The sequence below is a fragment of the Photorhabdus kleinii genome (genome assembly GCF_025384885.1).
Classification (GTDB): Bacteria; Pseudomonadota; Gammaproteobacteria; order Enterobacterales; family Enterobacteriaceae; genus Photorhabdus; species Photorhabdus kayaii.
In genome coordinates, this window is the sequence record NZ_JAJAFY010000004.1 from 47,747 (window position 1) to 68,472 (window position 20,726).

10 protein-coding genes and 1 pseudogene are annotated in these 20,726 nt (G+C 41.6%); 8 read left to right on the forward strand and 3 right to left on the reverse strand.

From position 1 onward, the window contains the following. Positions 1-10: 10 nt before the first annotated feature. Together LG003_RS04140 and LG003_RS23230 are read right to left on the reverse strand one after the other, a co-directional pair. Positions 11-1,276: a DegT/DnrJ/EryC1/StrS aminotransferase family protein gene (locus LG003_RS04140; RefSeq protein WP_205068645.1), complete on the reverse strand. Its 1,266-nt coding sequence runs from the start codon at positions 1,274-1,276 to the stop codon at positions 11-13. Between the two features lie 607 nt (positions 1,277-1,883). Further along, positions 1,884-1,977: pseudogene (locus LG003_RS23230) on the reverse strand (IS1 family transposase); the annotation flags it as partial. Positions 1,978-2,871: 894 nt separating this feature from the next. On the opposite strand from LG003_RS23230, the gene LG003_RS04145 reads away from it, so the two are divergent. The 7 genes from LG003_RS04145 to LG003_RS04175 all read left to right on the forward strand — a co-directional run bounded on the left by LG003_RS04145 (position 2,872) and on the right by LG003_RS04175 (position 11,768). Beyond that, a complete protein-coding gene (locus tag LG003_RS04145; protein ID WP_262980223.1) occupies positions 2,872-3,618 on the forward strand; it encodes an SDR family oxidoreductase in 747 nt (248 codons plus the stop codon). 249 nt (positions 3,619-3,867) lie between these two features. Beyond that, positions 3,868-6,318, forward strand: a complete 2,451-nt coding sequence (locus LG003_RS04150) for an RHS repeat protein (protein ID WP_262980224.1) — start codon at positions 3,868-3,870, stop codon at positions 6,316-6,318. Between the two features lie 174 nt (positions 6,319-6,492). Then, positions 6,493-6,834, forward strand: coding sequence for a hypothetical protein (locus LG003_RS04155; RefSeq protein ID WP_262980225.1), 342 nt, complete (start codon positions 6,493-6,495; stop codon positions 6,832-6,834). A gap of 360 nt (positions 6,835-7,194) precedes the next feature. Then, the gene (gene hpaB, locus LG003_RS04160) at positions 7,195-8,757 is read left to right on the forward strand and encodes a 4-hydroxyphenylacetate 3-monooxygenase, oxygenase component (protein ID WP_112876797.1); all 1,563 of its coding nucleotides are present in this window, start codon (positions 7,195-7,197) and stop codon (positions 8,755-8,757) included. Positions 8,758-8,776: 19 nt separating this feature from the next. Beyond that, on the forward strand, positions 8,777-9,295 hold the full coding sequence (gene hpaC / locus LG003_RS04165; protein ID WP_112876798.1) for a 4-hydroxyphenylacetate 3-monooxygenase, reductase component: 519 nt from the start codon (positions 8,777-8,779) through the stop codon (positions 9,293-9,295). A gap of 325 nt (positions 9,296-9,620) precedes the next feature. After that, complete coding sequence (dtpB, locus tag LG003_RS04170; RefSeq protein WP_112876799.1) at positions 9,621-11,090, forward strand: dipeptide/tripeptide permease DtpB; 1,470 nt, start codon at positions 9,621-9,623, stop codon at positions 11,088-11,090. A gap of 420 nt (positions 11,091-11,510) precedes the next feature. Then, positions 11,511-11,768: a hypothetical protein gene (locus LG003_RS04175; protein ID WP_262980278.1), complete on the forward strand. Its 258-nt coding sequence runs from the start codon at positions 11,511-11,513 to the stop codon at positions 11,766-11,768. Positions 11,769-11,870: 102 nt separating this feature from the next. On the opposite strand, the gene LG003_RS04180 is transcribed toward LG003_RS04175, so the two are convergent. Further along, the gene (locus LG003_RS04180) at positions 11,871-12,590 is read right to left on the reverse strand and encodes a class I SAM-dependent methyltransferase (protein ID WP_112895501.1); all 720 of its coding nucleotides are present in this window, start codon (positions 12,588-12,590) and stop codon (positions 11,871-11,873) included. A gap of 969 nt (positions 12,591-13,559) precedes the next feature. Between LG003_RS04180 and LG003_RS04185 the strand changes: the two genes are divergently transcribed. Beyond that, positions 13,560-20,195 carry a Tc toxin subunit A-related protein gene (locus LG003_RS04185; RefSeq protein WP_262980226.1) on the forward strand — a complete coding sequence of 2,212 codons (6,636 nt, stop codon included), beginning with the start codon at positions 13,560-13,562 and terminating at the stop codon, positions 20,193-20,195. Positions 20,196-20,726: the final 531 nt, after the last annotated feature.

The following is a 20,726-nucleotide window of genomic DNA, read 5'->3' on the forward strand; positions in this document are numbered from 1 at the left end:
TTTTGGTGATTCACAGATGCCCGGCATGGCTCATTACCTTCTCCAGAGCACGCTGAACATCAAGCATATCTGTTTCTTCTGCAAGTAAAAAATGATGCGGCAAGGCAATGTGGCTATGGGAGAATGCCTCCGCTATTGGCAGGCTAAAACGCTGCGGCTGAACAGATGACTGAAAGTCTTTGCTTAATGCGAAACGCCGCCGACTCGCGGGTTGGTATAACGTACATTGATTTAATGCGGCGTACATAGGCTTACAAGGTAAATTCAGCTCTGCTGACAGGGCTTCTGCCAGTTTTTCTACTGAAGCCTTCCCTAAGACAGATTCAGGTAAACCAATGACATAGTTATAATAGACACGCTCAGTGGTACCCAGAGTGGTTTGCTGAGGAAAACAGCCAATTTGCAGCATCAATTCATCCAAATATTCGGCATTACAGCGCCGGATAGCATTCTCGGTATCAAGTTTTTCTAATTGAGCTAACAAAATTGCGGCATGAAATTCAGACAAGCAATAGTTCGAACCCATTAGCTCAGCGGTTTCTAATAACTCCATATGATCTAACGGTGGTGGTACACTGCTTAATGTGCGTCCATCGGCGCGTAGATGGGCTAATCGTCTAGCAATTTGCTCATCTTGAGTTAGTACCGCTCCACCTTCTCCACTGGTCAACAGCTTACTGTGTTGCATGCTGAACGTTCCAGCAATACCAAATGTCCCCACATGTTGACCGGCAAAACGAGCACCATGCGCTTGAGAGCAATCTTCAATGAGTGACAAATTATTTTTTTCTGCGATATGCATTAAGGCATTCAGATCCGCAACCGCAGAACCGAGGTGTACAACTGTAATCGCACGACAGCGAGAAGTAATTGCTTTTTCAACCGCATTTGGATCTAAGCATCCTGTCTGAGGATTCACGTCGGTTAGCATTGGAATAGCATTAATATTAAGAACAGCTGATGCTGAAGCGACCCAAGATAAACCAGGTACAATGACTTCATCCCCAGCTCCGACCCCTACTGCCTCTAAAGCCATAGTCAAGCTAGCAGTACCGCTGGAGGCAGGAACACAATAATTAGCATTTGTGTAACGCGCATAAGCTTCGGCAAAACGCTGTTCAAAAGAAGGTACCCCACGATATGGTCCACTTATTGACCAACGCTGACTATTTAAAACAGAAAGTAGATTATCTACAGTTTCGGAAGAACTTGTAGGCCACCTAGGCCAAGATATTGTTCGAATGGAAGAGCCACCATGTATTGCCAGTTTAGACACGATAAGTAATCTCCTTTTCAAATAAGAAGTGATATTAATCCAGCGAAAAATCCATAGGTATCGTTAAGTTATAGGGGATATGTCTCCCTTTCATTTACATAGAATATCCTATGTGAATTACCACCGGTTTACTAAGTTAAATAACCAATAACACCGCTACACTTAGTCCTTAAACTCAGTTATAGCTATAGGTTTTCACTTTAATACAAGGTGTTACACTATTTTTAAGTTTCATTTAAATAAAATTGCAAGATTTGAAAAATATTAACATTGGGCATTCTGTTTCTTAATAGAAGATGTATTGTCTGGTTAGATTTTTTAATTTTTCAATCTATGATTTATTTTAAATTCTGTATAAAAATACAAACCATATGAAAAAAAATCAATAAATTAACAATCTAATTTCCAATATCGTGATTCACGTCATAATTAATTAATCACACGTAAACACCATAAATTCAAATATAATATTACCAATTAGAGCTACACACCACAAAATATATTTAACCTTAATAATCAAGATCATACATTAAATAATTAGATGCACATGTCAAATATAGTTTTCACGCTCGATGAAAGTCCCTATGACTTTATCGTGAATTTCTTCTTATTTAGAAAAAAATGGTTTTTCGATTCAATCGCTTGCCTCGAGTTCTGGAATTCAAGTTAGCTAGTTCTATACACTGAGTAAACTGTTTTCCAACTAAATAGCATTTCGTAATACCGATACAGTAGTCAATTTGATTGATGTCTGAGCAGCGAAAGTTTGATACCTGATAACCAACACTAATTCATGGTGTTGCTATATATAGCTTGTCCCCTTGTTGTACAAAGCGTTTTGTAAAGTGATCTACTATTTTGAATAGTTTATTTAGGAGATCACAATAATATGGAAACCCCCAATTAAATGAACGGACAATATCCATTTTTAGACCTCTTAGTAGGTGATTATTTTTTCCAATATTATGATTTATTATATAGAAAAACTTTGGATGAAGTCATAGACTGCTTTTTAATAATGATGTAGAAAAAGACTTTTATATACCCGTCATCTTTCAAGTTGCCTCTTTGTTGGCTGCGCTCGCTCACCCCGGTCACATAGTTTGCTATGCTCCCGGGGATTCACTCCCTTGCCGTCGCGATGCATCTTGAAATCCATAGGGTATAATTAGAATGACGATGAATTTGTTTCTGAATTATGGAAAACCTCTGCGTTAGGTTTTCTAAATCATGTGTCAAAATTAGCACAAGAATATTTGGATATATTATAGCATCTGAATCATTCATCAAAAACAATTCGAGGTTATATAAACAAATATCTTGAAAAGGATAAATAAATCGAACTTCCATCCATAAAATTTTCAAGTAAAATCGCTATTCCATAATAACCCACCAAATTTATAGAAATATTTTATAATATCCACAACATAATACTTAGATTATTTTGTTTTTAATTAAAAATAATAATGTCGACATTATAAACATTCTCATACCATATGCAAAAATTTGCTTTTTATTCAATTTTACTTTATTAATACCGATTCGTTTGATATTTAATTTCTCAATATAAAACTTTCAATGAGAACAAGAACACTATGCAAAAAATCACATTAATTACGGGCGGATCTCACGGTATTGGTCGCGCAACAGCGCTTTATCTGGCAGAAAAAGGGCATCATATTGGAATTGGTTACCACACCAATCAAGCTCAAGCGCAGGAAGTCACAGAAATTATCCATAAAATGGGAGGTAAAGCTATCGCCATTCAGGTCAATGCCGCTGATGAAAAACAAGTTGTAGAATTCTTCCAAAGAATTGATAAAGAACTCGGATGTATAACCGGTTTGGTGAATAATGCCGGTATTCTCAAACCACAAGCACCAATTGAACAACTCACCGCTGACCGCCTGAATGATATTTTTGCCGTCAATGTTGTAGGCAGTTTTCTCTGTGCACGGGAAGCAGTTAAAAGAATGTCTTTCCGACATGGTGGACAAGGCGGATCAATTGTCAATGTTTCATCCGCAGCATCCCGACTGGGATCACCACACGAATATATAGATTACGCCGCATCGAAAGGTGCAATCGATACTTTGACTATCGGCCTGTCTCTGGAAGCGGCCGATCAGGGAATTCGGGTAAATGCCGTTCGTCCTGGATTCATCTATACCAAGATGCACGCCGATGGCGGCAAGCCAAATCGCGTTGATCGGGTGAAAAACTCCTTACCAATGAAACGCGGTGGACAACCGAAAGAAGTTGCACAGGCTATAGCCTGGTTGCTGTCGGATGAAGCTTCATATGTAACCGGAAATTTTATTGATCTGGCCGGAGGGAAATAGCATTTAAAACAAGTATAGATTGAGCTGAATTTACCAATTCATGGGAAAGAAACCAGAAAATAAAAGATGACCCATATTTTCAATCACTCTGAATCAATATTTAGGATGTATTATTAATTAGTATGGGCTGGCATATTGATAACCGAACTTATTGCTATTTTCTGGAAATAATATGCCCATGAGCCTATTCGGTTGAATGCAGGCCAAACTGCAACAACCAAAATCCTTAATACAGCCAAGAGGTAAATCATGAAAAACATTGATCCAAAACTTTATCAACATACTCCCACGGTTAGCATCTACGATAACCGTGGCCTGACCATTCGTAACATCGACTTCCACCGTTCTGTCGCAGGAGGTGATACGGATATTCGCATTACCCGCCACCAATATGATGTCCGAGGACACTTGAGCCAAAGCATCGATCCACACCTGTATGACGCCAAACAGCTCGACAACTCAATAACCCCCAACTTTCTCTGGCAATACAATCTGACCGACGACACTTTGCGAACAGAAAGTGCCGATGCCGGCCGTACCATTGCCCTCAATGATATTGAAGGTCGTCAAGTATTGATTGTAACTGCAACTGGCGTCACTCAGACCCGACAATATGAAGCTAACACCCTGCCCGGCCGCCTATTATCCGTAAGCGAACAAGCTCCCGAAGAAAAGGCTCCCCGCGTTACTGAGTATTTTATTTGGGCAGGTAATACACAGACAGAGAAAGATCATAACCTTGTCGGCCAGTATGTGCGTCACTACGACACCGCAGGCGTGACGCAACTGGAAAGTTTGTCGTTGACAGAAAATATCTTATCTCAGTCCTGCAAGCTGTTGGCCGATGGTCAGGAAGCAGACTGGACGGGTAACGATGAAACCCTCTGGCAGACCAAACTCAATAGCGAAGTTTATACGACACAAAGCACCTTTGATGCTACTGGCGCTTTGCTGACCCAAACCGATGCAAAAGGCAACATACAACGTCTGGCTTACAATGTGGCAGGGCAATTGAAAGGTAGCTGGCTGACATTGAAAAACCAAAGTGAGCAAGTCATTATCAAATCCCTGACCTATTCCGCCGCAGGGCAGAAACTGCGTGAAGAACATGGCAACGGTGTTGTCACCGAATACCGCTATGAGCCAGAAACTTTGCGATTGATTAGCACGACTACCCGTCGTCAAGCCGATAACAAGGTGTTACAAGATCTACGCTATGAACATGATCCGGTCGGAAACATTATCAGTGTTCGTAATGATGCTGAAGCCACTCGTTTCTGGCGTAATCAGAAAATAGTTCCTGAAAATATCTATACCTACGATTCCCTGTACCAGCTCATCAGTGCAACAGGACGTGAGATGGCTAATATCAACCAGCAAAGCAACCAACTTCCTTCACCAATCATCCCTCTTCCTACTGATGACAGCTCATATACCAACTATACTCGCAACTATAATTACGATCGCGGCGGCAATCTGGTTCAAATCCGGCACAGTTCGCCCGCTACCCAAAATAACTACACCACAGATATAGCCGTCTCGAATCGCAGTAATCGAGCAGTGTTGAGTTCACTTGCCACAGATTCAACACAGGTAGATGCGTTGTTTGATGCCGGTGGTCACCAAAGAAAACTACTACCGGGGCAAGATCTGAGCTGGAATGCCCGGGGCGAACTACAACAGGTAACGCCAGTGAGCCGCGAAAATGCCAGTGATCGGGAGTGGTATCGTTATGGCAACGACGGCATGCGGCAGTTAAAAGTCAGTGAACAACAGACAGGCAACAATACGCAGCAACAACGAGTCACTTATCTTCCCGGATTAGAGCTACGTACAACGCAAAGTGGAACCGCGATATCGGAAGACCTGCATGTTATTACCGTAGGGGCAGCAGGTCACGCACAGGTACGGGTTCTTCACTGGGAAACCACACCACCAGCCGGTATCAGCAATAATCAGCTCCGTTATAGCTATGATAATTTGATTGGTTCCAGTCAACTTGAACTGGATAATGAAGGACAAATTATCAGTCAGGAAGAGTATTATCCATTTGGCGGCACAGCGTTATGGGCAGCAAGAAACCAAATAGAAGCCAGCTATAAAACCCTCCGTTATTCAGGTAAAGAACGAGATGCTACCGGGTTCTACTATTACGGCTATCGCTATTATCAACCGTGGGTGGGTAGATGGTTAAGCGCCGATCCGGCTGGAACAATCGATGGGCTGAATCTATACCGAATGGTGAGAAATAATCCGTCAACACTGGTTGATATTTCTGGGCTTAATTCTGAAATTCACAAGATTTTCGGGTTTAATATACAAATAGATAACCCAGAAGAAGAATGGGAATCAACACAGATAAGAGTCAAAAACAAATTCTTGAATTTCGGCTCTGTAGATACTTTAACGGCAGAAAGAAAATATGGGCTCAATGTACCAGAAGAATTATTCGATAGACAGATTGAAAAAGATGAATCGATATTAACTTTCAAAAAAGACCTACCCATAAGCTGTATTAGCAGCACAGAGTATACCCTTGATATCTTATATAACAAAAATGAAACTAAACCATTCCCCTACGAAAGTGAAGCAACAATTGGAGCAGATCTGGGAGTAATAATGTCCGTGGAATTTGGAAATATACCCTATGGATTTCAAGATGCATCGCGACGGCAAGGGAGCGAATCCCCGGGAGCATAGAGAACTATGTGACCGGGGTGAGTGAGTGCAGCCAACAAAGAGGCAACTTGAAAGATAACGGGTATAAATCAATTGAAAACGCATCAGACATAGATTTAAAAGAAGATGTTCTACCATTAAGAAGATCCACGGATAAAACAAACCTGCCAGATTTAAAACAAGGGTTAAGGGTTAATGATAACGGAAAAAGTAACAAGCAAAGGAAAAGCGTATCCTTTTCATTTTGGTGCCGCAATAGCTGTTATATATGGTGAGGATAAAAAAGTAGCCGCTTCAATTCTCACTGATCTATCTGAACCTGAAAGAGGGGAAGGAGAGCATTTACAAAGCACGAAAACAGTAGCGGCAATGTTTCTCAAAAAAGTAGACAAATTTCGAGGCCATGATTACCCAGCAGATAAATATAGCATCGGATTAGTTACAGCTAAAAAACGTCAGCCGGTAGTAACCAAAAAGCGGGCAATCCCAGAAGATGCCCCATCATCATCCAGAAATAAAAAACTGCATGTACATTAATCTCTGTGCCTTAATCAAGGGTCCTGTACATAAGCTCGTATAACTGTTATCTCCCTAAAGGTGATCGTGCAAACGATCACCAAACTCAATAATAAAATCACCATGAATCTGATTAACTCAACCAGCCAAAAATAGACCTTGAAATAACAATCATAAAAATATCGTCTGGATCACACTTTAAATAACAAAGCATCCTTTCCAACGAAAAGTACCAGTCAACCTTCCGAAAATCTATTCAAGAAATGCCGTTCTAAAGCTTCAATTAAGAAACACAAAACAAACATTAAATTAACATCCATGTGCCAATATTGATTATATTATATCAAGACAGGCGCTTTTTATGACGACTGTGAGGTAGACATGAAACCAGAAGATTTTCGCGCCGACAAAAAACGTCCTTTCACCAGTGAAGAGTACCTGAAAAGCCTTCAAGATGGCCGCGAAATTTACATTTATGGCGAACGCGTAAAAGATGTCACTACACATCCCGCATTCCGCAATTCTGCTGCTTCAATCGGTCAGTTGTACGATGCCCTGCACGCCCCAGAAACCCATGATACCTTGTGCTGGAATACCGATACCGGCAACGGCGGGTATACTCACAAATTCTTCCGCTTTGCTAGCAGTGCAGATGAGCTGCGCCAACAACGTGATGCTATCGCTGAATGGTCACGTCAAACCTATGGCTGGATGGGTCGTTCACCTGACTATAAAGCGGCCTTCGGTAACGTACTCGGCGCATTTCCTGAATATTATGGTCAGTTTGCTGATAACGCCCGTACCTGGTACAAACGTATTCAGGAAACAGGCGTTTACTTTAACCATGCCATTGTCAATCCACCAATCGATCGCCATAAACCCGCCGATCAGACACGTGATGTCTATATTAAGCTAGAAAAAGAAACTGATGCCGGTATTATCGTCAGCGGCGCAAAAGTGGTAGCAACTAATTCAGCCCTGACTCACTATAACTTTATCGGTTTTGGCTCCGCACAAGTAATGGGGGATAACCCTGATTTCGCCCTGATGTTTGTCGCGCCAATGGATGCGGAAGGCGTGAAATTGATCTCCCGCGGCTCCTATGAATTGGTAGCAGGCGCAACAGGTTCCCCATTCGATTATCCCTTATCCAGCCGTTTCGATGAAAACGATGCAATTCTGGTGATGGATAAGGTCCTTATCCCTTGGGAAAATGTCCTGATTTACCGCGACTTTGACCGTGCACGCAACTGGGCCATCCAAGCGGGTTTCACTAGTCTGTTCCCATTACAGGCTTGTGTACGGCTGGCGGTGAAATTGGATTTTATTACCGCTCTGCTACAAAAGAGCCTGGAATGCACTGGCGTGATAGAATTCCGTGGTGTTCAGGCTAACCTGGGTGAAGTGGTTGCCTGGCGTAACCTGTTTTGGTCACTGAGTGATGCAATGTGGGCAGAAGCCAAGCCGTGGAAAGGCGGCGCTTATCTGCCAGATACTCAGGCAATACAAACTTATCGCGTTATGGCACCAATGGCCTACACGAAAATTAAAAATATTATTGAAAGTAACGTCACCAGCGGCCTAATTTATTTGCCATCCAGTGTACGTGATATGAATAACCCAGAAATTGATAAATATCTCGCCCGGTATGTTCGGGGTTCCAACGGTATCGATCACGTTGAACGCATTAAGATTTTAAAACTGATGTGGGATGCCATTGGTAGTGAATTTGGTGGTCGTCACGAATTGTACGAAATCAACTATGCCGGAAGTCAGGATGAAATTCGGATGCAATGTCTGCGCCATGCTCATGGCTCTGGCAACATGAAAAAAATGATGGATATGGTTGATCGCTGCCTTGCTGATTATGATCAGCATGGCTGGCGTAGGCCACATTTATACAACAATAGCGATATTAACCAGTTAGATAAGCTGCTGAAATAATCGGTAGCAGGAGGCCAATATGTCTGTAGAAAATGAACATCGCCTGCGTTTCAGAGATGCGATGGCGAGCCTATCAGCAGCGGTGAATATCGTCACCACCGATGGTCATGCCGGATGCTGTGGCATCACTGCTACCGCAGTATGCTCAATCACCGATACGCCACCCACGCTGATGGTATGCATTAACCGCAGCAGTGCTATGAATACCGTTTTTCAGGAAAATGGCCGCCTGTGTGTCAATATTTTAAACCACGAACAAGAATTGATGGCACGACACTTTGCCGGTATGACCGGAGTCAGCATGGAAGAGCGTTTTCGCTGGAATATCTGGCAGACAGGGCCATTAGGCCAACCGGTGTTAACCGGCACCCTCGCCAGCCTTGAAGGTGAAATTGAACAGGTTCAAGAAGTGGGAACGCATAACGTGTATCTGGTTCAGATTAAACATATCACGGTGAGCGAACAAGGCCACGGCCTCATCTATTTCAAGCGTAATTTCCGTCCAGTTATGTTGGAAATTGAAGCCGCCACAGTTTAACTGCTTCTCCATCAGGCAGTGATTGTTCTTCCACTATTCAGGCTTTGAACGGCCTGAATAGCGTTTTTTATCAACACTTCCATTAAACTTCTGATTATTTTTGATATTCACCTGATGAATATACTATTAAATTCAATACTAATATCTTTATATTAGTGTGATCGCCCACCAGGAACATATTTTAACCATATAATAATCTACCGTCCTCCGATCACTTGAATAAAGTACATAAAAAAACCACTTTAGCGACAGATCATGTCACTGAATGTCACTGTACATTTCCGAGTGTATTTCAACCAATAATGCTAATCAGAGGCAATCAACTATGAATAAACCCGCATCCATCGGTTTATTACAACAACCCAAACCGTTCTTTATGATTTTCTTCGTCGAGCTTTGGGAACGATTCGGCTACTACGGTGTACAAGGCGTTCTTGCTGTCTATTTTGTACAAAAATTGGGATTTTCCCAGGAACAAGCGTTTATTACCTTCGGTGCATTTGCCGCGTTAGTTTATGGTTTGATCTCGATTGGCGGTTATGTAGGTGACCACTTACTGGGAACTAAACGAACCATTGTGTTGGGTGCCATAGTCCTGGCAATTGGCTACTTTATGACGGGCCTTTCTATTCTACACCCTGATTTAATTTTCTACGCATTGGGAACGATTGCCGTTGGTAACGGCCTGTTCAAAGCTAACCCAGCCAGCCTGCTGTCTAAATGCTATCCACCCAAAGATCCTCGTCTGGATGGAGCTTTTACGCTGTTTTACATGTCAATCAACCTCGGCTCGCTGTTCTCACTCGCTCTCGCTCCTGTTATTGCGGAAAAATTTAGTTATGCCGTTACCTACAATATTTGTGGTATTGGTCTGATTATTGCTTTGTTAGTCTATATTTTCTGTCGCAATACGGTACGTAATATTGGTTCTGAACCCGACCATCAACGAATCAACTATAAAAACCTATTCATGGTATTAGCAGGAAGTGTTGCGATGGTTTACGTCTGTGCATGGCTGATGCACAACGTGAAAATAGCCAATATTGTGCTGATTACCCTATCTGCTATCGTGGTATTTATCTTCTTCCGTGAAGCATTAAAGCAGGATAAAGCTGGCCGTAACAAAATGTTTGTTGCTTTCATTTTGATGCTTCAAGCTATTGTGTTCTTCATTCTGTATGCTCAGATGCCAACTTCTCTCAATTTCTTTGCCATCCATAACGTTCACCATCAGTTGCTTGGTTTTGACATTAATCCGGTCAGTTTCCAGGCGCTTAACCCATTCTGGATCGTTGTTGCCAGCCCGATACTCGCCGCCTTATACACTCACTGGGGCGCTAAAGGTAAAGACCTCACAATGCCAGCTAAGTTTGCAGTTGGTATGTTCCTGTGCTCTTTAGGTTTTCTCACTGCCGCCGCTGCCGGTTTGTGGTTTGCAGATGAACAAGGTTTGACCTCCCCTTGGTTTATTGTTCTGGTTTATTTTTTCCAAAGCATCGGTGAATTGATGATCAGCGCATTGGGCCTGGCAATGATTGCGGCCCTTGTTCCTCAGTACCTGATGGGTTTTATTCTGGGAATGTGGTATTTAACTCAAGCAACTTCCTCCTTACTCGGCGGCCATGTCGCAGCCCTTACGGCCGCACCGAAAGGTATTACGGACCCATTGCAAACATTACCAATCTATACCAGCGTATTCGGCAAAATTGGTATTGCTACCTTCATTGTCGCTATCATCATGTCGGTCACCGTGCCGTGGCTGAACCGTATGATGAATGAAAAACAAAAAATATGATTTGATCCAAAATAAAAAACCTCGCCAAAGGAGAAAATACCGATCGTGTGACTTGCTCCCACCACTCAATCACCCGTGATAGTGGGGGCTTCTTCATGACCCCAATTAACCGTCGCTAATCGTTTTCGTTGTAATTCCCCGCACTACAAATGTTATTATTCAATCATTTATTAAATATTAATTTCAGCTTCCAACATGATAATTTACCGCAATCCAGTAATCCATTTGCCCGGCCTTACTTCGATGGTTCTGTGCATCCTGATAATTTGAAAATGTTTATTTAAGTGAGATTTACGGGCGATAAACTAGCCGAAGATCAAGAAATAGATTACATCCAGATTGCGACCGAAGACTACTTTGGTGTAATGCGTATCATTGGCGAGTGTGACATTCGCCACCGCCTCATAATTCATGGAGAAAATGATGAAAACTTTAGATTACTTTGCCCGGTTAAGATCACAACTGGCCGCGTTTACCTTCCTCAATGGCGATGGGCTGACTGTTTCCCGTCTGGGTCTCTCGATTACTCTGTTTTTTAAACAAGGCTACACCCAGGAAAAAACAATATTAAATTACCTTCGAAACCAGTCATGTGGAATCCCTCACCGGCATTTTTGTAATAAGCAAGGAATTCCATCGGTCAGATATATACCCGTTATCTTTCAAGTTGCCTCTTAGTTGGCGGCACTCGCTCACCCCGGTCACAAAGTTAGTTATGTTCCCGGGGATTCTCTCCCTTACCGTCGCGATGCATCTTGAAATCCATAGGGTATAGAGCATCTAGAATTTAGTAGCTTTGAACATGGCAAAAGGGGGGTAACATCGTAAATCTCCAGTATCCTTTAAAGCATCCGCGTCATTGTGTTCAAAAAGCTCAATAGTTTTGAACCCGGCCTTATTCAAGATTTCATAATATGTATCTTTATGCCAATGCGTATCTGAAACCTTAAATATACTTCCATTTGGCAGATCTAAATACACTGGCTTGATTTCTCCATCATTGTATTTTTTATTTAGATCGCCGCTCATAAAAGAGCTGAACTTAATCCCACAAGAATCCGGATTAGTATCCAATACGTAAAAAATACCACCAGGTTTTAATGTTCTATGAACTTCCTTGGCGATTTTTAAAAGATCAGACTTTTTATTGCTACCGATGAACACGTAACAGCATATAGCTGCGTCGAAAGTATTATCATTGAAGTTAAGGACACCAGTTTTGATTTGATGATAAGAGCTATTGCCACGATTGATATTGCTGGCGGCTTTGTCCACCATAGTTTGTGAGATATCTACTCCCGTTACCGTCTTTATGCCTCCAGCAATTAGCCGACGTGACACTTTCCCACCACCACAACCGTAATCAAGAACCGATATGTTTTGCCCCAAGCTCTCCTTAAGGTTCTCAATCAACGGTGTGTACCCAAGTCTCTCTTCCAAATAATCATCATATTGATCGAATAAGTTTGAAACCTCTTCATTCATCCAGTCAGTATTCATTTGTCATCTCATATTCATATATGTGTAGTAATAACCAAAAATTGCTCTTTAAAGCCCTTCGGACTTTTCGCCTGATATCCCCGCCCGCACGGGGCAAGGGTTTGCGGCGGTTTTTGCTAAGAAAAAACATAACTGAGTTAAATAAAAGGTCTAACAGAACCTAAAATAATAAATTGGTTTTTGCAATATCTAAGTCATATTTAACAATATTGCTTTTTCTTTAAATTGATCACTCTCCTCCAGACCCCCATTGTGAAAAAAATTCAATATCAAAATGACACAAATACAACTATGTGTATATGAGTATTATCTATATATTGAGTCCAGTCACAATATTCCTTTTTTTACAGGAGGTTTCTTGTATATATACTCAATCAACTTGAATCCTGCATTTTAAAATTAATTGGGTATATTATCATTCTAAAAATAGTTTTTAAAAATAATAATCATATTCATTGAAAATAACTACTTTATACAGATTAATATACAGTCGCGATAATTACCATAATGATAACCAAAAAGAAAAAAACTCACTGAATGCCATCTGACAATTACCTAAAAACAGCCCAAAAACGAGGCCATAAAACAGTCGAAATAATGTTTTTTATCATTATTCTCTTCGCTCATCACAAAATATTAATCACTTTACTTTCCATAAAACACCATTCAAAACAATTGTAATTATTTCATAACTTTATCATTAACAATGTAATTATTATTTATGTAATTATAATTTTTATTATTGCATTGCCGCAGGAATTTAGAGAAACAATAGATGATAACGTTATGAAATAGTCAACGACCGAATGGTACCGTTTTATCTACCCGTTATTTTCATCCTATTTCAGCACGTTATCAGACACCCTATTTGCTGCCTTCTTTTAATGAACATTAAGAATCTCTTTACGTATTCATGGAGTGCAAGTCAGCATAAATATTTTATTTATTAAATAGTTAAAAGGAATAAACATGAGCACAATCACACCAGAACACCCTGAAATGACACAACAGGCACAAAAAGCTAACCGACTGCATGAAGCGAGTATCCTCAAACGTGCTAATCCTCAATTGCAAAATGCGGTACATCTTGCTTTAACCTCGCCTCACGCCGATCAACAAGGTTATAACAGTAAATTTGGTGGCCGTGCCAGCCAATATGTCGCCCCCGGTGCAGTTGCCTCCATGTTCTCTCCCGCTGCTTATCTGACTGAACTTTACCGTCAGGCACGGGATTTACACGCAGAAAATACCATTTATCATCTGGATAAACGCCGCCCGGATCTAAAATCACTGACGCTCAGCCAGCAAAATATGAATGATGAAGTTTCTACACTTTCTCTATCTAATAAAGTACTGCTGGAAGGGATTAAGACGCTGACTGGGCTAGAAAGCCATACTGATGTGATGAAAGCGCTATCAACCTTTCGCCATTCTGGTTCGACGCCGTATCACGATGCTTATGAAAATATATGCAAAGCTATTCAATTACAGGCTCCGACATTCGACCAATTTAGTCCATCCCCAGAAACAGATATCGCTAAACTGAAATATCAAGCTTCCCTGTTGGGGATGAATATTTCCATCTCGCCAGAACTATTTAATATCCTAACAGAGCAGATTACAGATGACGAAGAAGAGATTAAAAAGTTCTATAAAGAAAACTTTGACAATATTCAGCCCTCTTTAATGGCAACGCTAGAATACCTAAAAAGCTATTATAATTTGACTGATGAGGAAGTTAACCAGTTTATTGACCAACGAAATATTAGGCTAATACATGAGGAAATGAATTCCAAATATGGCAGCCAACAACCCGCTCAATATTATTTGCTCAGACTCAATAAGATTATTCGTTTGTCCCAAGCAACAGGGCTGGCACCAACAACCCTTAAAAATATTATCTCCAGTAGCACCTATCAGGAGATATCTACACCTCCAGAGATAACCCTGGAAGCTGTAATTACCGTATACGATGAACTTAGTGATGGACCGGATATTGACGCAAGAATATTAAAGAAAATCTTTCGCGTTAAATACTATATGCAGCGTTACAATATTGATGCTGAAACTGCATTAATCCTGTGTAATGCACCCATTTCACAAAATTATTATAGCCGTAGTTCCGATCAATTTAGTCGTTTATTTAATACCCCACCATTGAATGGTCAGGATTTTCACGTTTGGGATGAAGAGATTAATTTAAGCCCAAACAATACAAATAGCTGGCAAAAAGAAGTGCTTAAACGGGCTTTTAATGTCGATGATATTTCACTTTATCAATTACTAAAGATGACTCATTGTGATAATGACAATGGAAAAATAATCAATAATTTAACTAATATTTCTTATCTCTATTTAGCCAAATTACTGGCAGATGTTCATCAGTTAACTGTTAATGAACTGAATTTACTGTTGGTTGCCATAGATGAAGGATCAACCAGCTTATCAGGGATAAGTGATGACAATCTGGCTATTCTGATCGATAAACTTTATAGCGTTACCCAATGGTTGCGTACACAGAAATGGAATACGTACCTGCTGTTTATGATGACCACCACCAGCTATAACAAAAACCTGACTCCAGAAATCCAGAACCTGCTAGATGCTGTCTACAATGGTTTGCAAGGCTTTAACAGCGAAAATGAGACAAATCTTCTGTTGAAAATGTCTCCTTATCTCGCCGCCGCTCTGCAATTGCCGTCTGAAAATGCCGCTCACTATGTACTCGCTTGGGCAGATCAACTAAAACCTGGCGCTGGTGTAATGACAGCAACAAAATTCTGGGGATGGTTGCAATCTCAACACAATTCAGAACAATCAACTACTGTAACAGAAGAACAAGCAGTCCAATATTGCCAATGCCTGGCACAACTGGCGCTGATTTATCGCTCCATCGACCTTAGTGAAAACACCTTACGTCTGTTTGTCACACAACCGCAGCTCTTTGACCTTACCGCAGGAACAGCATCGACACACAATGCATTATCACTGGTAAAGCTGACGCATTTTACTAACTGGGTTAACTCTCTAGGTAAAAACGCCTCTTCTGTACTGGCCGAATTTGAAAAGGGAACATTAGAAGCCAAACAGTTGGCTGATGCCATGAGCCTTGATAAAAATCTACTGGAGCAAGCCAGTACCCAAGCACAAGCTAATTTCGCCAACTGGACATCTATCAATACTATCCTGCAATGGGTTAATATCGCGCATCAATTGAACGTTTCTCCGCAGAGCGTTTCAGATCTAGTGAAATTACAGGCTGAAAAATCCACTTATGTTCATTGGGAAAACGTAGCTACGACATTAACCGCAGGACTAGACACCCAAAAGGCCGATGCCCTGCATATTTTTCTGGATGAGTCTCGTAGCGCCGCATTGAGTAAATACTATATCGGTAAAATTGCTAGTCAAAATCCAGCGATTAAAAACCGTGATGATCTATACCAGTATTTATTGATCGATAACCAAGTTTCTGCTGCCATCAAAACCACGCCAATTGCAGAAGCTATCGCCAGCATCCAACTGTATGTCAACCGGGCATTGAAAAAGATGGAAGGTGATGTAGTCACAAGTGTCGTCTGCCATCCGTTCTTTACCGATTGGGATAAATACAATAAACACTACAGCACTTGGGCCAGCATTACTAAGCTCATTTACTACCCTGAGAATTACATCGATCCGACGATACGCATCGGGCGAACAAAAATGATGGATACGTTGCTGCAATCCATCAGCCAGAGTCAATTAAATACCGATACGGTAGAAGATGCCTTTATGTCTTATCTGACATCATTCGAACAGGTGGCTAATCTGGAAATCATTAGCGCCTATCATGACAACATCAATAACAATCAGGGATTAACCTACTTTATCGGACACAGTAAAACAGAAGTGAACCAATATTATTGGCGTAGTGTGGATCACAATAAATTCAGCAATGGTAAGTTTCCTGCTAACGCCTGGAGTGAATGGCACAAAATTGACTGTCCAACAAATCCCTATAAAGACACTATCCGCCCGGTAATTTTCCAATCTCGCCTGTATCTGATCTGGCTAGAGCAGAAGAAAATTGCTAAACAGACAGAAAATAATCATCAAACCGTCGTAAGCCATCACTATGAACTAAAACTGGCGCATATCCGTTATGACAGTACCTGGAATACACCAATAGCCTTAGAAGTACATGACAAAATATCCGCTGTTTTAAAAACATCAGATTTATTAGACCAATTGCAAGAGTACCAAAAGCAATTAGAAGATAAACTGAAAGAACAGCAGGAAGAAGTAGAGCGACTAAAACCAATCCTACCACTGAATCCAGTAAGTCCACCAAAACCTATAGAGCCACTAAAATCATTGCAACTATTGCCACCGCTAATAGAACAACGGAAAAAACAACTGGCGCAATGGGAGAGAGAATTGAATGAACAGGGGCAATCAACGACAGAGATAAGCGTAAGGGAAAAACAACTGGAATTGAACCAGCAGGATATTCAGAAGGAACTGGATCGACTGGAACCAGAGCTAATAAGAAAACAACTAGGGTTCTACTGTGCAAATCACCAAGACAATAAGTTGTTAGTCCTGTTTTATCAAAAACAGGACGCACCGGATAAATACACAACAGATGCGCCAATAAAAGGGCTGCGTATCTCCTCAAACATGTTATTTGAAGATATCAATTCTGACGATGATATAATTCACATTCGTAACCAGTTTGATACCAATATTGAGGGCAATCGCATCATACGGGTTAATAATCGACATGAGATCGCTTCATCAGAGACAACTGATGACGATAATATTTTGGTTATTCACCATGATACAAACGGGGCGCAATATATGCAGTGGGGAGGTTATCGTATTCGCCTTAATACGCTGTTTGCCCGTAAATTAATTAGTCGCGCTACAGCCGGGATCGATACTATCTTAAGTACAGAGACACAGAAATTGCCAGAACCTCAGTTAGGGAAAGGATTTTTTACTCATCTCATTCTTCCTAAATATGATCAAAATGTACATGGCAATGAGCGTTGGTTTAAAATTCATATAAGAAATGATAATGGATTGATGAATTTATACTACAAGGGAGTATTAACTGATACCGAAACTAGCATCACTCTTTTTATCCCTTGGTCTAATACACAATCGCGTGTCGAAATAGCCGTAGAATATAAGAAGAAATTCTATTTGGAACAACAAAGATGGGAAACTGCTTTATTTCATTTTGATGAAATTAATAAGAAATTTGTGTTGATTAATGACGCTGATAATAAGAAAGTCGTGATAAACGATACTGACGCGATCGTCAATAAATATAAAGGCTTTCTTGATGTTTCTATTCTTATCGATCAATACACAGAACCAATGGATTTCAACGGAGCCAATAGCCTCTATTTTTGGGAATTGTTCTACTATGCTCCGATGCTGATTGCTCAACGTTTGTTACACGAGCAAAACTTCGATGAAGCCAACCGTTGGCTGAAATATGTCTGGAACCCAGCCGGCTATATTGAACATGGTCAGATTCAGCACTACCACTGGAATGTTCGCCCGTTGTTGGAAGATACTAGCTGGAACGATGATCCATTAAATTCCGTCGATCCCGATGCTATAGCGCAATATGATCCAATGCACTACAAAGTCGTTACTTTTATGCGCACTCTTGATCTGTTGCTGGACCGTGGAGATTATGCCTATCGTCAGTTAGAACGAGACACACTCAATGAAGCCAAGATGTGGTATATGCAAGCACTGCATCTGTTAGGCGATAAACCTCATCTATCGTTCGGTTCAGAGTGGAGTAAGCCAAGTTTAGGTGACGCGGCCAGAATGGAGAAACAAGAAGAACACGCCCAAGCAATGGTCGCTCTGCGACAAGGTGATGTTAGTCGGCACAACAACCCGACAGATCTTTTCTTGCCACAGGTCAATGAAGTGATGCAAAGCTACTGGCAGAAACTGGAACAACGGCTGTATAACCTGCGCCACAACCTCTCTATTGACGGTCAACCGCTACATCTGCCTATTTACGCTACACCAGCGGATCCAAAAGCGTTACTCAGTGCTGCTATTGCCAACTCACAAGGCGGAAGCAAGTTACCGACGTCATTTATGTCACTGTGGCGTTTCCCACAGATGTTGGAAAACGCACGCGGTATGGTAAGCCAGTTAACACAGTTCGGCTCCACGTTACAAAATATTATCGAACGTCAGGATGCGGAAGCCTTAAACACGCTATTGCAGAATCAAGCGGCAGAATTGATATTGACCAATCTCAGCATACAGGACAAAACCCGAGAAGAACTGGATGCGGAAAAAACCGTACTGGAAAAATCCAAAGCCGGAGCGCAATCACGCTTTGACAGCTACAAAAAGCTATACGATGAAAATATCAATGCGGGTGAAAACCGGGTGATAGCATTGCATGCCTCTGTGGCTGGCCTTAGCACTGCCCTGCAAGCATCGCGTCTGGCAGGCGCTGCCCTTGATCTGGCGCCCAACATTTTCGGCTTCGCTGATGGCGGCAGCCGTTGGGGGGCAATTGCCGAAGCGACAGGTAATGTCATGGAATTTTCCGCGAGTGTTATGAACACCGAAGCGGATAAAATCAGCCAGTCTGAAGCCTATCGCCGTCGCCGTCAGGAGTGGGAAATCCAACGTAACAATGCCGAAGCAGAGATAAAACAAATCGATGCCCAACTTCAATCGTTGGCAGTACGCCGTGAAGCTGCGGTGTTGCAGAAAACCAGCCTGAAAACCCAACAGGAACAGACTCAGGCGCAATTGACTTTCCTACAACGTAAATTCAGTAATCAAGCGTTGTACCACTGGCTACGTGGTCGGCTAGCTGCTATCTACTTCCAATTTTACGATTTGGCCGTAACCCGTTGTCTGATGGCTGAAATGGCTTATCGTTGGGAGACTAATGATACCGCCGCAAGCTTTATCAAACCCGGCGCCTGGCAAGGGACACATGCTGGTCTACTCGCTGGTGAAACCTTGATGTTAAATCTGGCACAAATGGAAGATGCCCATTTGAGATGGGATCAACGCGCTCTGGAAGTAGAACGGACCATTTCACTGGCGCAACTCTATGGAGCACTGCCAGAAAAATCGTTTAATTTGGCAACACGTATTTCTGCCCTGCTAGCAGGTGGTACAACTGAACCCGTTGACGATCATCCCGTTACATTAGAAAACGGCCAACTAGGCGCTAAAATCTCACTGTCTGGTCTGTCACTACATAATGACTACCCAGAAGGCAACGGCGTAGGCAACATTCGACGCATTAAACAGATCAGTGTCACCCTGCCAGCTCTGTTAGGACCGTACCAAGATGTACAAGCCATTCTGTCCTACGGAGGAAGTGAAACCGGATTAGCTGAAGGCTGTAAATCACTGGCGATCTCTCATGGGATCAATGACAGCGGCCAGTTCCAGTTGGATTTTAACAATGGTAAATTTCTGCCGTTTGAAGGGATAGCGATTAACAATACCGGCACATTAACACTCAGTTTCCCGAATGCGACTGGCAAACAGCAGTCCATGTTACAGGCATTGAGCGATATTATTCTGCATATTCGCTACACCATCCGCCAATAACCATCTCAATCAAATAGTAAAAACAGGCTCCTAAACGGGGCCTGAGCCTTTCACGAATATATACCCGTTATCTTTCAAGTTGCCTCTTTGTTGGCTGCACTCGCTCACCCCCTTGCCGTCGCGATGCATCTTGAAATCCATAGGGTATACACCACACTCACAGTCTGCCTTCTTACCTGTCTAACGCTCGTTATAACAGAGATATTTCCTTTTCTCGTGAGTCCGATTGCCTACTATAAAATATCAACCCTCTTCTTTTTCGTAGCATGCAATATGTAACAAATGCAACTATTTCATTTGGTTATTGTTAACCAATTATATTACTTATGATGTAATTATAATTTTTGTTATTGCGTTACAACAGCCATTTAAACAAATAATAACGCTACGAAATAGTTGATAGTTAAATGGTGTTTTTATTTAGCCATTATTTTCAACCTAATTTCAGACTGTTATCAGACGTTACCTGTGTTGACTTTGTTTTGATGAATATAAATAACCTTATTTATATCCACGGTACTCAGGCCAGCA